The organism is Labilibaculum manganireducens (assembly GCF_963665805.2).
GTDB classification, from domain to species: domain Bacteria; phylum Bacteroidota; class Bacteroidia; order Bacteroidales; family Marinifilaceae; genus Labilibaculum; species Labilibaculum manganireducens.
Map to the genome: position 1 here is coordinate 3725228 of NZ_CAXXEE010000003.1, position 16966 is coordinate 3742193.

At 38.4% G+C, this 16966-nt stretch carries 8 protein-coding genes; all 8 read right to left on the reverse strand.

Annotation, left to right across the window (positions count from 1 at the left end):
* Positions 1 to 38 precede the first annotated feature (38 nt).
* The 8 genes from ACHZAX_RS14300 to ACHZAX_RS14335 all read right to left on the reverse strand — a co-directional run bounded on the left by ACHZAX_RS14300 (position 39) and on the right by ACHZAX_RS14335 (position 16920).
* The gene (locus ACHZAX_RS14300) at positions 39 to 2216 is read right to left on the reverse strand and encodes a family 43 glycosylhydrolase (protein WP_320019617.1); all 2178 of its coding nucleotides are present in this window, start codon (positions 2214 to 2216) and stop codon (positions 39 to 41) included.
* 17 nt (positions 2217 to 2233) lie between these two features.
* A complete protein-coding gene (locus ACHZAX_RS14305) occupies positions 2234 to 4195 on the reverse strand; it encodes an alpha-L-arabinofuranosidase C-terminal domain-containing protein (RefSeq protein ID WP_320019618.1) in 1962 nt (653 codons plus the stop codon).
* A gap of 17 nt (positions 4196 to 4212) precedes the next feature.
* Entirely contained in the window at positions 4213 to 6804 is a 2592-nt protein-coding gene (locus tag ACHZAX_RS14310) for an alpha-L-arabinofuranosidase C-terminal domain-containing protein (RefSeq protein WP_320019619.1), read from the reverse strand.
* A gap of 12 nt (positions 6805 to 6816) precedes the next feature.
* Positions 6817 to 7002, reverse strand: coding sequence for a hypothetical protein (locus ACHZAX_RS14315; protein WP_320019620.1), 186 nt, complete (start codon positions 7000 to 7002; stop codon positions 6817 to 6819).
* 41 nt (positions 7003 to 7043) lie between these two features.
* Positions 7044 to 8408 (reverse strand): glycoside hydrolase family 27 protein, encoded by a 1365-nt coding sequence (locus tag ACHZAX_RS14320; RefSeq protein ID WP_320019621.1) that lies wholly within the window; start codon positions 8406 to 8408, stop codon positions 7044 to 7046.
* A gap of 494 nt (positions 8409 to 8902) precedes the next feature.
* Positions 8903 to 11275 (reverse strand): glycoside hydrolase family 31 protein, encoded by a 2373-nt coding sequence (locus ACHZAX_RS14325; protein ID WP_320019622.1) that lies wholly within the window; start codon positions 11273 to 11275, stop codon positions 8903 to 8905.
* Positions 11276 to 12027: 752 nt separating this feature from the next.
* Positions 12028 to 13578 (reverse strand): RagB/SusD family nutrient uptake outer membrane protein, encoded by a 1551-nt coding sequence (locus tag ACHZAX_RS14330; protein WP_320019623.1) that lies wholly within the window; start codon positions 13576 to 13578, stop codon positions 12028 to 12030.
* A 12-nt stretch (positions 13579 to 13590) separates the two neighbouring features.
* The gene (locus tag ACHZAX_RS14335) at positions 13591 to 16920 is read right to left on the reverse strand and encodes a TonB-dependent receptor (RefSeq protein ID WP_101308897.1); all 3330 of its coding nucleotides are present in this window, start codon (positions 16918 to 16920) and stop codon (positions 13591 to 13593) included.
* Between the last annotated feature and the right edge of the window lie 46 nt (positions 16921 to 16966).

The following is a 16966-nucleotide window of genomic DNA, read 5'->3' on the forward strand; positions in this document are numbered from 1 at the left end:
GTACAGTATTTGATAATTAAACACTCAGCAATCCATTCTTAATTAACAGCATCGATACCTGAAAGAGTTGGCTTTACTTCTTTTATACTTCCACCGGCATCAAATTCCAATTTATCAATACACACTTCGCGGTGAAATCCACCGGCTCTTCCCATTGTAATTCCTTTTGGACGGGTAAAACGATGATATACCAAATACCATTCGTCTTTGCCCGGAATTTGAATGGCTGAATTGTGTCCTGTGGCATAAATCTCCTGATCTTTATCTTGTCGGATTACAATGTTATTTTCTGGAATCGTCAATTTTCCCACCGGCGAATCTGAAGTGGCATAGCGCACTTTGTAATTCGGACTTCGGGTATCATCTTCCGACCACATAAAATAGTAGATTCCATTGCGGTAAATTACATAGCTGCCTTCACGATAAGTGTTATCAACATTCATCAATTTTGTGGTTTTTTCGTTGATAGAAACCATATCATCATTCAATTCGGCTGCGGCCATATAACCATTCCCCCAATACAGGTAACTTTTGCCGGTTTTAGGATCGGTAAATACATCGGGATCAATTTCCTGCCCATTTGTAATTCCTTTTGGCTTTTTATCAATCAATGCTTTTCCACTGTCAACAAAGGGCCCCGTAGGGTTATCGGCCACAGCCACACCTATTTTTTGTGCTGCAGTAAAATAATAGAAATACTTGTACTGTCCGTCGATTTTCTTTTCGACAATACAGGGTGCCCAGGCATTTCTATTGGCCCAGCTAACATCTTTTTTTAGGTCAATAATAACATCTTCGTCGGTCCAGTCAACTAAATTATCGGATGAAAACACACTGAATTTATAACCCGACCAATTATTGAAACCATCGCTGGTTGGGTATATGTAATATTTGCCGGTTTTCTCAGAATACAGAATGTCAGGATCGGCTTTGTAACCTTCCAAAACAGGGTTGTGATCTTCCGAAACCGATACCTCGAAGTTTTGACTTTCTTTTCCATCAATTTTAAACGTGTATTTCACCGATCCTTTCGAGAAATCCTGTGCCCCTTTGGGACTATAAGAAATTCCTGAAAAGGTTTTGAATTCCGGATCGAAATGATTCATGTCTGCTCCGGTTTTTACAGGAAGATAAATTGTCTTATCCTGAGCTTTAAAGCAGACATTGTTCTTCTTTAGTAAAGGAGAACTGGCATCAACCAGTAAATCGTCGTAATTGCTGTAAGTTGATACCAGTAATTTTAATTCTTTATCAGTAATTGGCATCACCGTACCATGTCGGGGATGAAAATTCATCGAAATATCCTGATCGATTACAGTGAAACTCTCTAAATCAGTACTTCTCGTAAATTGATAACCACCTTTGGTATAAAGGTCGTACATCAGAATCCAGTCGTTGCAGTTATTTAATTTGAAAATCCCACTTCCTTCCACAGGACTGGTTTCACAATCCATTCTTTTATCGCTAACCAGCTGATAACCTTCTGTTAATTGATCTGAAACAGCCAATTTAATGCCAGGGTCGCCATCTTCGGCTTTATGAAACAAATGATACTTCCCGTTGAAAAAGACGATATCACCATCAATACAAGCTTTTGTATTGCTTTCTTCCGGCGGAAAATAAAGTTGTTCAGGTGCTGATTCGAGTCCCGAAAAATCAGCATTTGCGTATGCATAATAGATTTTATCAGGATCATCTCCCTGCTTCATTGAAAAATAAACCATGTATTTTTTAGTGGCTTCGTCGTAGATTGTTTGCGGTGCCCACACACGATTCACATCAGAAAACTCATTCTTGAAAGTCTCGGGAATGTTTACAACAGAACTTTCCCAATGAATTAGATCTGTTGATTTCAACAAAATCATCGCATAATTATTCCAACCCTGTTCCGGTACAAATAAGTCGGTGGCTACCATGTAAAATGTTTTTCCATCCTCTCCGCGCAAAATATGAGGATCGCGCACACCACCCGAAGTGCTGATTTGTTTTGAATCAATTACTGCCTGATTGTTATTGAGAGCCCGATAGTGATAACCATCTTCGCTTACTGCAAAATGAATGGCTTCTTCGCCGGGAGCATTGCCTGTAAAATAGGCGAATAAATAGGCACTGGTATCATTTCCTGCTTTATCAGAGCTGCAGCCAAACAAGACACTGAATACAAAAAAACAGAGTCCGGAAATTAATATCATGTGCTTTTTTGGTTTTGAAAACATATATTTCAAGTTTAGATTTATTGTTTAATTTTTAGACGGCACACGTAAAAAGCATTGCCCGCTGCCGAAAGTTTAAAGCTGTTTTTTTCAGAGCTAATGGAATAATTTCCCGGTACAATTGCCAAAGGAGCTGCCAATGTATTTTGTAAGTCAGGATTATTTGAATGCAGACAAGTTATCTTCACCTCTTTGTCTTCAAAGGATTTTTTTAATCCATCCAGTTTGATATTTATTTCATGATTAACAGAAGATATATTTACCACTTTAACGATTATCTCTGAGTTTTCATGATCCAATACGGCACTTGCATACAAACTATCTTGTCCTGTAATGTTTTCATCCTTCGATTTTATTGAAAGCACGTTTGTTCCAGCATTTTTAGCATACATTTTTTGAACGTAATAATTTGGAGTGCAAACAGAAGTAAGATTATCGAACCAGATCATATCCGGACGCCATTGCCAGGCATCAACATGAGCGAATAACGGAGCATAAGTTGCCATGTGAACGATATCAGCATTTCGCTCCAATCCTGTCATGAATGCAGCTTCAGCCAATGCTGCACGCAAATTATTTGCCTTATCCTTATCGTGTGCTGCATATTCTCCGGCAAAAACTTTTGGCCCTTTTCGGTCATATGCATCGTATCTCTTTGCATTCTTATAAAACCATTCAGGATTTTTGTAATAATGCTCATCAACAAGATCAACTTTTAATTCTTTCATTTTTGGCCACAGGTATTCAAACTGCTTGCCATCAGAAGAAGGACCGGAACCGCCGACAATTTTAATTTCAGGATGCTTTTCCCGTATTACTTTCACAAATTTCTCCAGTCGCTCTACATACACTTCTCCCCATTGCTCATTACCAATAGCGATCATTTTCAAATTAAAAGGTTCGGGATGTCCCATTTCTGCCCGCACTTTTCCCCATTTAGTACTAACTTCCCCATTGGCAAATTCAATTAAATCAACAGCATCCTGAATATATGAATCAAGGCTGTCAACCGCAACGCACTCTTTACTTTCGTACTGACAAGCCAAACCGCAGCTTAATACAGGCAAAGGTTCTGCTCCAATATCCTCGCTAAGCAAAAAGTATTCAAAAAAGCCTAAACCATAACTTTGATAGTAATCCGGAAAGAAATGATATTTGAAAGTATAAAACCACCTGTTGATATTCAAAGGTCTGTTCTCAGCCGGACCAACACTATTTTTCCATTGATAACGGGTTTTTAAGGTATTTCCCTCAACAATACATCCACCTGGAAAACGTAAAACACCCGGGTGCAAGTCATATAATGCCTGAGCAAGATCCTTGCGCAATCCATTTTTCCTGCCTTTCCATGTTTCTTTCGGAAATAGAGAAATGTGGTCAACATCAACTGTTCCTGCGGTTTCCAAAATGAATCGGATTTTACCTTTTGCTTCTGTTTCCTTAGCTTTTATTGTACATGTATATTTTTTCCAGTCACTTCCTTGTACTAAAATTTCACTGGTTCCAATTGCAGCATTGCCGGCATTTAGTAATTCTACCTTAAATTTATTTTCATCATTGCTAATTGATCTCGCATAAAATGAAAACAAATATTCATCATACTGATGAAATCCAATGCCTGTGAAACCATTATTTTCGAGTCCGGTACCAGTTCTAAGGCCTTTTTCGTTAAAACGGACATAATTTGGATTTTTATCGAAACAAGGTGATTCCTGCTGAACTTTTACATCACCAAAAGGGGTCCACCCTAAAAAGGGATGTTCAAATTCAAAAGAACGATTTTTAATCAACTCTGCATACAATCCACCATCGGCACCAAAGTTGATATCTTCGAAAAACACGCCGTACATTTCAGGCTGTATTTCTGCACCAACATTCTTTACATCAATCACAAAATTATTCTGAGCGAAGATCGAAAAATAAGGTAGAATGAAGAGTGATACAAATATCAACGGCCTTTTAATCTGTTTTTTTAATTTCATTTTCGTAAATATTATTTTTATTCTGATTTGATTCGAATGATAGAGAAAGAGTACGCAGGTATACGATAATTAAACTGTTTGTTGATAACCATTGAACTTTTTACCGGTGTGCAGTTTTCGTTGATAAGTTCTCCCTTTAAAATGGTTACAACTGCTTCTGTTTCTTTTATCTGAAGTGGTTCCAAATTAATCGTTGAGTTCACTTCAACCGGCAGCAGGTTAGTTAGTTTTAAAATGTAATCACCTGTTTTACTATCGTGCACCAGCGATGAAATTATTCGTTTTTTTAGTTCCTTTCGGTTATCAGACAAGGTGATTGCTGAAGGAATATATTCATCGCCAGAATTTTGACCATAAAGCTTTTGTATGTAATAATCAACCGTGGGCTTCACTTCTGTGTTGTTGAAATAAATCAGATCCGGATTCCATTGTGTGTGTCCTTCTTTGGCCAGTAATGGTGCAAAAGATGTCATACTAACCACATCGCCGTTGCGTTCTATATTACTAAGGTGCAAAGCCTCGCAAAGTGCTGTTTCAATATTCATTTTTCGGCCGGCTATGTGTGCTGCATATTCTCCTAAATATACTTTGGCTTTGGAACGGTCATATTTGTCGTAATAGTTTTGATTATTTAAGAACCAGCCAGGAGACTGATAGTAGTGTTCGTCTACCATTGGAACATTTAATTTTGTAGCCAATTCCCAGCCTTCTCTGTAATCGGTGCCCATATAAGTTGGGCCAACAGTACCAATCACTGTGATTTCAGGATATTTTTCCTGAATAGCTTTGAAAATCATGGTAAAACGTTCCTCGAAAATATCAGTAATCAGATCTTCATTTCCAATTCCAATGTATTTCAGATTAAAAGGCTGAGGATGTCCGGCTTCAGCTCTTCGTTTTCCCCACGTGGTATTTTTATCCCCATTGGCCCATTCAATCAGGTCGAGAATTTCCTGCACATAATCACCCATGTCGCACATTGGAATGCCGCCTTGTTGTCCGTCTCCTCCGGTTGCGGAGTTCTGACAGGGCACACCTGCAGCCAGCACCGGCAATGGTTCAGCGCCAATATCTTCGCAATACTGAAAATATTCAAAATAACCCAAGCCTGCAGTTTGATGATACCCCCAGATATTCCGTTGCGGCATCCGGGCTTCCAGAGGGCCAATCGTGTTTTTCCAGCGATAGATGTTGTCAAGACCATCGCCATGCGCTACACAACCACCCGGAAAACGGATAAAGCGAGGATGAATATCGGCAATTGTTTGAGCCAAATCTGCACGCAAGCCGTTCTTTCTCTCTTTGAATGTATTCTTTGGAAAAAGAGAAACCATATCCAATGCCACTTTGCCCGTAAATTGCGGAACTATTTCCAAATGAGTTTTATCACAATCACCGTTTGCAATGATCACAAATTCCTGTTTTTTCCAATCTGAACTAATGCTTTTGCCGAAAGCTTCAGCATATACTTTCCCGTTTTCATCCACCAAACGAATCAGCAATTTCCCTTTAGCCCCATCCAAGCCTCGAACAAAAACAGAAAAGTTGTATTTGTCACCGGCTTTCACAGGAATGCCATCAAAACCTTCGTTAACCAAGGCCTCACCCTGCTTTTTAATCGATAAAACAGCGTAGTGTTTTTGATTGGGGTGGATCGGAGTAACCGTATCAATAATAAAACTGTTTTTATCACCGGTGAAATTCCATGCCGTTGTACTATTCCAATTCTTGTCATGCCCTTCTCTGTCACTTAGAGCATATTCAAATCCACGGTTTTGAATTAACTCGGCATACAAACCTCCGTCGGCAGCATAATTGATGTCCTCAAAAAATATTCCAATCAATAAATCGCTAATGGACTTACTTTTTTCCAAATCGATGGAAATTTCAGCATCCAGCGCTTTTAATGATTTGAATCGTTGTGAATCTTCACTCAGACTTTCATTTTTTTGTTGTTCATGGTACTGACTCCATTCATAATGTTTCATCAAACCATCAATTGTTTTCCATGATGTTTTTTGAATGATACCTGTTTGTTTTTCACCATCAATCATAACAACAACGCGGTCGTTTAAACGATCACTTTCGCTTCCTTCAACTGTCGTTGTATAGGTTTTAAAATCTGTAGTCGTAGTTTTATATACCTTTTGACTTCCATCATGATCGCTCAGCCAGCTAATCAGATAATTTCCTGAGCCAGTCTGAAAGGAAATTTCGGGCAAAAGAACATTGCCTTTGTCCATTACATAGGGATAGGCTTGTCTGCCCCAGGTAAATAAATCGCTGGTGGCTGCATGTGCAAACTGCCCGACTTCTTCATTTAAAGTCCAAATGCAGTGCCACTGTTCCTTCTGATCCAGAAATAGATAGGGTGTGATCAATCTTTTTTGACTTCCCCAACGCCCAAAATCACTAAAAAGGAATCTATATTCCGGACCAATGCCATGCCAGTTTTTTTTATCGGTACTCCAGGCGTAATGCATTCCGTTGCTGCCGTTATTTTTAACTGCAGCATAAGAAAACACATAAGCTGAATCGGGTTCGTTAGCGAACACGGTCTGAAATAACGATAAAACAATAAGGCTCAGCAATAAATAAAATCGTTTCATATGATTATAATTTTAAGTTTTTGCCATATGGAACTTACCATGCTTGGAATAATCATCTCCCTGTGTGTCAAAATCGATTTGGCATGGACGTTTCATATGATTATAATTTGTTTTCATTTGCCATATAGCCTGTCCCGAACTTGTTTCGGGAGAACTTACCATATAATCATCTCCCTGTGTGTAGAAAGCTTTATACATGGACGTTTCATAGTGTATTATATTTCTGTCTTAAAATTATTCTACTGTCTGAATTTGAACAATCCACAAGCATGAGCAGCTAATTCGCGGCCAAATGTATCCGAAGTCGTGCTGATTTCTTCTCCCGTCCACAAATTAATCACCTTACAGTTTGAATCTACACCAATTTCATTTAGCTCGACAGCAACTTCCACAGGCGAATCCGAGATATTGAAAAGGGCAAGATAAACATCACCGGTAACGGAATTTTTAGAAGTAATGGCAAGCTTTCCATCCTTTTGAAAAAGCTGATGTACATTAATTCCTACGCGGTGCATTTCCAACACTTCTTTATTGGTCAGCAAGGAAAGTGTAAACTCATCATTACTTGGAAGATCACCTCCAAACATTAAGGGTGATTTGAAAATTGAGAACAGAGTCATCAGCGTGTATTGTTCATCCTTGCTCAAACGGGTCATGCGGTCATTTCCACGTTCCCCGCGAATAGAGATGCGTCCCAATGGAATCATATCACAATCGGGCCAGGTGCCGGGTGCAATGTAAGGATACCATTTTTGGCAAATATCCATTAGATGAGTGATGTGTGGCCAGGTATCCCATACATCGTCGACCATTCTCCACATATTGGCATGATTTTGCACATGTTTCCCTGCTTCAATCGGTGTTTCGCCCGGTGAAGTGCTAAGGACAATAGGACGACCGCACTGGTCAATTGCATTGCGAATCAGCTCAATTTCCCCTTGATGATATGGGCGTGACAAGTCATCAATTTTAATGAAATCAACCCCCCACTCGGCATATAAATCAAAAATAGAATTGTAGTATTCCTGTGCACCTGGTTTATCTGCTGTAATTGTATAATTATCCTTCAACCATTCACATTGGAGTTCGGTTGAATAGATCTGATCGGCTGTAATACCGTCTGTTCCTTTAATTAGCAATTTATTTTCTACTGCCACTTTCGGTATACCTCGCATGATATGAATCCCAAATTTTAAGCCTTTATTGTGAATGTAGTTAGCTAGTTCTTTAAACCCTTTACCGTCTTTTGCTGAAGGAAACCGATTTACCGCAGGTTGGTAACGTCCGTATTCATCAATCACATAGTGTGGATCGGTTTGGTTGTATCCTCCTGCTTTGTCATTTTCGACAAACCAACGAATGTCCACCACAATGTATTCCCAACCATAATCTTTTAGTTTTTCTGCCATATAATTGGCATTGGCTTTCACTTCATGTTCTTCAACGGTTGGACCATAACAATCCCAACTGTTCCAACCCATAGGTGGAGTTTGTGCCCAGGATTTAAATTCGTCTTTATTGAAAGTTTTAATCGTCTTTTTAGATTGGCAGGAAGTAAAAAAAGCCAGTGTAAAAATGGATAAGAAAAAAATAGATGATCTCATTTCAGTTCTGAGTTTAGGTTTAGGTTCTATTAAATTGTAAGGTTCAAAATAAAAGTACAAAATACGTTTTCTACAATATCTGCACAACTTTAATTGGATGTTCTTCAGAATAAATAAAAGAGTAATCAAAAATATAAATGGGACTCTGAATATACCATACCTATAGTGTCCATTTAAGATCAATCTCCACTATCCGAAAAACAAAAAAAGTCACCTAATCAAAAATAGCTCCATGTAAACATATTAATATTCACAAATTCTATAAACGTGAAGAACACCTTTAAACAGATCACCAAATTCCTCTCTATCCCCATACCTCATTATTTCAACAGATAAATAATATATATGATGAAATAATGAAGTCGCCTGTTAATTTCCAAAAAGAGAGTTAGACTTTAAATCAAACCCCGAAAGAAAAAACCACAGAAAAATCCTCCTGCCATACAGGCTTGTTTGGAAAATTTCTGCGGTTTGTATTCATATTGAACAATGATCTAAAGTTTTTCTGACAGAGCTTTACCGATGTAAGTTACTGTTCTCACAGCAGTATTTTCACCCAAACCAGTTCCTGAAATTGAATTCACCAAAATCAAACGAAACTGACGTTCAGACAACATGCCTGAGAATTCTCCCTTTCGGTCTGAAATACTCAATGTTTGCTGTGCATCGTCCCATTTGAAAGAAATAGTTGAATAAGCTCCTTTTTCGTAATTGTAGTTGTCTCCTTCATCTTCATACAAAGTAAATTCGCCATCAGCACCGGGATAAATACGAATCTCCAGATCGTCCCACTTTTTCTCTGATGCATATTGCACTTCGGGTCCCCATGGTAAAATAGAACCGGCTTTCACATACAATGGGATCAGATCAATTGGTGCTTCTCGGTTTATTTCCTGACCGCCAGCCAATTTTTCGCCTGTCCAAAAATCAAACCATTCAGTCCCGGCAGGCAGATAAATCCGGCGACTATGGGTTTTACTAAAAGTACTGAAAACCTTATCATTATTTTTACCGGTATACATGGGTTTTATAACTGGTGCTACCAACAAAGACTGACCAAATACATATTCATCATTCAAATCAGCAAGCTTTTTATCATCGGGAAAAAGCAAGGGCAACGCATACATAAACGAACCTGAATTGCTGGTTACCTGCCAAGCTGTTGAATACAAATAAGGAAGCATGCGGTAACGCAGCTTAATCATCTTTTCAATGGCATCAAAAGCCCAATCTCCTCGTTTACCAAACTGATAAATTTCACGAGGAATATCTGTTCCATGCGAACGCATCATTGGAGTTAAGGCACCGAACTGAGCCCAACGAACATAAAGCTCTTGATATTCAGGATTTTTAGCACCACCGTCTTTATTGTATCTGCCGGCAAAGAAACCTCCAATGTCTGCATTCCAATAGGGTATACCACTCAATGAGAAGTTTACGGCAGCCGGAATTTGTTTTCCCAGATTTTCCCAACTCGAACCGGTATCTCCCGACCATGAATTGGCACCATTTCGTTGCTGTCCGGCAAATGATGAACGGGTTAAAATATACACCCGCTTTTCAGAGGTCATTTCCCGTTGATGATCGTAAATTCCTTTGGTATGTTCCAGAGAGAAAGCATTAGACACCGATTGGTATGACCCAAGAAAAGTAGGTTCTACAAAATCGCTCTCTTTCACATTAATATGGTCAGGTTCTGTAGAATCAAGCCACCAGGCATCAGTTCCAATCGAGAATACACCCTTGTTCAAATAATCCCAATAAATATCGCGGGCTTCCGGGTTGTAAACGTCATAAGGTTTAGTACCTCCATTGGGTGGCCAAGTATCAAAATTTATGAGCATGCCTTTCGACTCAAATTCTTTGTATTGCTTGGTTAACGGACCAAATCCAGGCCATGCAACCACCATAAGGTGTCCGTTCATTCCATGAACCTGATCTGCCATGACTTTCGGGTTAGGATATTCAATTGGTTTCCAAGTCATGGCATTCCACATACTGTCTTTGCCCCAGTATTGCCAATCCTGAATCATTCCGTCAATCGGAACCTGCAATTTTCTGTATTCTTTCAATACATTTACCAGCTCGTCCTGATTTTTATAGCGTTCTTTGGATTGCCAATATCCAAATGTCCATAATGGCATCATAGGCGCCTGACCTGTTAAGTCTCGCATTTGTGCCACTGCCTTTGTTCCTATCCCTGAATACATGAAATAATAATCGGCACAATCACCAATTGCCTCAAACGAAGTTTCTTCATCATTATCTACAAAAGTATTTGCTGCGTAGTTATCCCAATAAAGAGCATAACCTTTTGAAGAATAGAAGTAAGGGATCGTAATATTCAGATTTGAGTTCTTCATTTCGAGGGTTTGGCCTCTTTGCATCAGCTTGCCATTTTGAATCTGCCCAAGTCCGTAAAGTGCTTCATCATTTTCCAATGCAAAGGCTTGTTTTACTGTAAAACTGGCTTTGCCGGCATCATCAAACGGAGTAAATATGGAGCCAGCCTCTTTTTCTGCCAGCAATTCATTTCCGTTCAGGTCAGCAAATTCAATCTTACCGCTTACAAGATCGAGGGTCAGCTGAAGTGCGCTGCTTTTTACAGTAATCAACTGACCTTTTTTATTTATTTCCAGTAGTTGTGCTTCCGGCGATTTAATTACTGAAAGAGATTTTTTCTCGAAATTGAAGCCTTGCTTCGATTTGATAATCCTAACAATTTCAGGTGAGAAAAACTGTACTTCAATTTCGGTTGAATCAACTGTAGCTTTCAGACCAAACTGAGTTTTCTCATATTCGTCAGGAGCGCAAGAAGCCATCCATATTGACAAGTAAATAAAAGACAGGTAAATAATTTTTCGCATAATTTGTTTCTTTGAGTTACTATTGGGTTTTTGGTTGCAGCAGCTTGTTGGACAAACGAATTAAAACAGATCGCCGGAAACTATATTTAACAGCTCCCTCTAAAAACACTGCAAGTATTGCTTTGTGCCAGTCTTATACTATCTGCCGGTGGTATATAATATGTGTTCTGAAATGTTGGTCCGCATAAAGACAAAGTTAATGGTGAATTTTTCTCACAGAAACAACATTTCCATTCCAAATGTTAACCATACAACCAGTCCATTAGTTTTCATATTTGATTAATTTACACTTTCAAAAGTGTAAATTACTTTTTAAATATACGAATTCCGAAAATAAATAAAAAATAGAAAAATAAAGGAACGTGCCACACAGGCAGGTCAAATTATTGCTCATAATTCGCAGATAAGTATTATACGCCATACGATAATCCATACTGCCTTACCGTTTAATTTGTAAATTTATTTTCCGAAAATGTTTATTTTTATTTTGCAAGTTTTAAGCGAACCAATTTATATGTTTCTCTCACCAACCCGTGCTTTTAATTGAAATATTTTTGCATTTTATTTGACAAGTAAAAGTATTGTTCACTATTAAAAATCAATGCTTATTAATTTCAATTCAGATCCATTTGCAAATCTTGTCAGTGGTTTATTTTGTGGATCAATAAGAACCAAAAAACGTAAGGATTAGTTCAAAAACAAAAGCCAAGATCTTAAAAAAGACCTTGGCTTTGCCTTATTAATTGATATTTTTAATACCCAGGATTATTAGGGAGTAAATTTTCATTAATATCAATGTCTCCTTGAGGTACTGGCCACAACCACCCCTTGCTTGCATTAAAGTTTATAGTAGTTATCTTAATCTGTTCGAACACCCATTTAGTTGGGTCTGCAGGGTCAGATAATTTCGATTTGTCATAACCATACACATCATGCACTAAGGATTCATCTTTCCAACGCAACATATCTGCATACCGTGTTCCCTCCATGCAAAATTCGACTCTTCTTTCATGTCTTACTATTTCACGAAGTTGAGTTTGGTTAAGCCCGGTTCCTTCAACAGATTCAATAGCAGGCATTCCCACTCTTGCACGAACAGCATCAATCAGGTCATAAATTTCCTGATCCGTACTACCAGATTCGATTAGCGCTTCAGCACGCATCAGGCAGATATCTGCATATCGCATCAAGATCGTATTCAGGGTACTGGTGTTGACGTCGGCAACTCCATACTCCGCATATTTACGTGGTTTGGCGCCACAAGGGTATTCAGCATAACTGGCAGGAATAAAAGTAGCATCTCCATATGTTGAACCCGGCAGAACTACAGTACTAGCAAGTCTTGGATCTCTGTTTGTATAAGGATCCTGATCATCATAACCAGATGTTGCATCTGTTATCGGCAACCCATTGGTCATGTAATATGAATTAATCATATCGGCTGTAATGTTCGACGTTTGCCAGGTACCCAGAACAAATGGCTCTGCCGGCCATGGTTGGGGTTGATTTGTTGTGTATTGAATATCAAAAATAACTTCACTATTATTCTCCTTGGCTTCCGTGAAAAGACCAGAGTAGTCTGAGAAAAAATCATAAACCTCAAGATCCATAACATCCTTAGCGGCCTGAGCGGCTGCATCCCATTGTTCATTATAAAGTAAGATTTTTGCTTTATAGGCCAATGCTACACCTTTAGTCGCACGTCCTACCTCAGAATAAGATTTTGGTAATACAGCGATAGCATCAGTAAAATCAGAAAGAATTTGAGTAAGAACTTCACTTTTAGCATTTCGTGACACGTAGGCTTCATCAAGTGTCAGCACTTCGGTTATAAGTGGCACATCTCCAAAAAAAGTAATTAAATCAGAATAGGCATAAGCTCGTAAAAATTTTGCTTCCGCCACCATCTGAGTCCGCACTTCGTCGCTTACCGGAGCTGTACTAATGTCTTTCATAAATTGATTTGCCCTTGTAAGGATTTTATAATCTTGTTGCCATTTTGCATTCGGAGCCCAGCTGTTTGAATTGGTACTCCATGAGCCAATTTCATTTGAACCCTGCCATGCTGCCTGGCAATAACCGTTATCCGACATAAATTCAAACTGATAAAAATGAGTCGGTGTGGCATTTGGCTGAATGGCATTGTAAATACCCATTAGTGCCATTTTAGCCTGGGTTTCGTTTTTATAGAATGTGGTAGGGGACAACCTATCAAGAGGCGTTTTATCAAGAAAATCATCTGAACAACCAAACAAAACTGATAAAAGAAAAAATATAGTAATGATTTTATTTGCATTTTTCATCGTTAGGATCTTTTAAAAGTTAACATTTATACCCATAGTCATCACACGAACCTGAGGAAAAGCCTCAGCTCTGGTTTGATCAACTTTTTGCTCAGGATCAAAACCTTTAAAATTCGTGATGGTAAAAGCATTTTGGATACTTCCATAAATTCGTACGGAACCTAATCCAATTCGGGAAACAATTTCAGGATTAAGGGTATAGCCCAATTCAATATTCTTCAAACGGAGGTAGGATGCATCTTCCACATAGAAAGACGAATGAACATTCGTACGATATTCGTCTAAAGTTACCCGTGGCATAGTATTGGATGGATTTTCAGGTGTCCATCTGTCTTTCCACCATGAACCTAGATTGGCAACACCGCTAAATGGCGTAGCAATTTCATAATAAAAATAGCCATCAATGCCTTGTACACCTTGAAAGAATGCACTAAAATCAAATTGTTTCCATTCCAAATTTAGGTTCAACGAATAAGTAAGATCCGGGAACTGTTTACCAATTATCGTTCTGTCGTTATTCTGATCTACAACGCCATCGCCGTTAAGGTCTTTAAACTTAATGTCTCCCGGCTGTGCAACATAGTTTGAAACAGAAACAACACCTGGCTTTAAAGTATACGTACTTCCATCATAGTCAAAATCAGATAACTGATAAATTCCATCCATCTTGTAGCCGTATAATGAATTAATGGCGTCCCCCACTTTTTGAGCCTTGGGAGAAGTAAGTTTCTCCGGATCCATTTTTGTAATTTTATTTACAACGTGAGATGCGTTAAACGTAGTACGGAACTTAAGACCATTTGAAAACGTTTTTCGGTAGGTTAAAGAAGCTTCAATTCCCTTATTCTGAACTTCACCGGCATTTACGAAAGGTGGATTCAATTGCATAGTCCATGGAATTTGTCGATCTAAAAGTAAACCTTTTGTTTTTTTGTCAAAATAATCAACGGTCAGTTCCATGCCGTTTCTCAATGTCATATCTATACCAAAATTCAATTGTTCTGATGTTTCCCATGATAAATCTTTATTGATCATATCTTCTAAAGCCACACCTGAATATAGGGCACCTCCAAGCGAATAATCTTTACCTGACTGCAAGATATCACTCCCGTTATAATAGTTTGGTATTTTCTCATTTCCAAGCTGTCCCCAAGAGGCACGTAGCTTCAAGAAATTAAGCCAATCAGCATCTTGCATAAAATCTTCTTTCGAAATAATCCAACCGCCTGAAAAAGATGGAAACGTTCCCCACTGATTTCCTGAAGCAAATCGCGAAGATCCATCTCTTCTAATGTTCGCTTCAAACAAGTACTTGTTATCAAATACATAATTTATACGCCCGAAGTAGGATCGCAAGCCAAGGTCGTAACTTCCGGCATTATTTTTCTGAGTAGCAGCATCACCAAGATTGAGTACTCGCTGGTCATTGTTAACAAAGTTTTTTCGATAGCCACTTTGCCAATCGTAAGTAAACTCTTCTTCAGAATAACCGGCTAACAATTTTAACTCATGTTTTCCAAATGTTTTGTTGTATTTCAATAAAGAAGTCAACATTGTCTGAACATCTGTATTATTACGAACATCCAAATCTGATGATTCTGTTTTTGAACTTCCGTCCTTATTTGCTAATACAACATTCGCATTAAAACGGTTCCCGTTTGATGTAACAACATTATATCCATATGTTACCTGCGCACTTAAATCTTTAGCAATTTTATATTCAGCTTCAACCTGCCCACTAAAATTATAGCGTTTCGTTTCTGCTGTACTACCAGTTTTAATTTCGGCATAAGGATTTAATTCCCCGTTTACGCTCATATATTCTCCATCAGCATTTCTAAGGGGATATACCGGAGCTAGTGTTGCATACCATGTAGCATTCCAAACACTGGTAGGCTCACCTTTAACACCAAGGTTACCAGCCAATTTAGTCGACAGCCTTAATTTTTTATCTTTTAAGAAAAAAGCATCTATGTTCGAACGAAAATCGGTCTTTTTGTAGCTGGTTGCTACCATAATACCATCTTGATTTAAATGCCCAAGCATAAACGCGTACTGCACATTTTCATTACCACCTGACATATTTACACGATGATTCTGTGTATTTGCCTGACCATAGTACACTTTAAAATAATCAATATCAGGATACATTGGGTCATTGTGTGCTGCATACTTTTGAATATCTTCATCGGTGTAATTTGGAACACTTCCTGAATTTGCCGATGCCTCGTTACGAAGTGTGGCATATTCTACCGAATTTAAAACACTTGGCAAACGGGTTGCTTTCTGTACGCCAAAATAGCCGTTATAGCTCACTTTCATCTTGCCGGCAGTTCCTTTTTTTGTGCTAATCAAAATAACTCCATTGGCAGCCCTGTTTCCATAAATGGAAGAAGATGCTGCATCTTTTAATACTGATATTGATTCAATGTCAGTTGCATTAACATCAGACATATTGCCAGGAAATCCATCAATCAGTACCAATGGTGAATTATCAGTCCATGTTCCAACACCTCTAATGGAAATAACCGCATCATCATCTCCTGGTTTTCCTGAACTTTGCAAAGCATATACTCCAGAAACAGTACCTTGCAAAGCCAAACTGGCATTGGTCAAAGGTCTGCTTTCCATATCCCCCATCTGAACACTTCCTACGGCTCCAGTCAAATTTGCTTTCTTCTGTGTGCCATAACCAACAGCTATCACTTCATTCAACCCAATTGTTTCTTCTGTTAATGTTACGTTAACGTTTGCTCTTCCATCAAAAAGAATCTCCTGAGACCTCATTCCAATAAAAGAATAAACAAGAACCCCATCACCTGGAACATTCAAAAGAGTATAATTTCCATCGATATCGCTTATTGTTCCATTTGTGGTTCCTTTTACCATTATTGTTGCACCTGGCAGAGGAATTCCATTGGGATCAGTAATTTTTCCGGAAACTGATTTTTGCTGCAAGTTGTTTTTTTCTTTTCCCTCACTGTTCACCAGTAAGATATGGCGATCGAGAATCGAATAAGAAACATCAGTATCTTCAAATAGTTTATCCAATACCTGATCAATCTTGATTTCTTCGACCTTGATGTCTACCTTACGGCTAACATCAATCAAATCATTATTGTACATGAAAAAGTACTCCGAGTTACTTTCTATTTGATCAATAACTTCTTCCACACTTACATTCGTCATGTCTAATGATATTTTAGTCAATTGAGCGTAAGATTTAATCGCGAACGTTTGCGATACAGAAACTAATAAGATAAAAATGGTAAAACGCATAATCTTAAGCATTTTTAACAAGCTGGTGTCTTCCAGCAGCCTGTAGGTTTTGTTTTTTTTCATAAATTTGTAATTAACGGATTTACTACTTCTTAAAGTTAAATTCTAA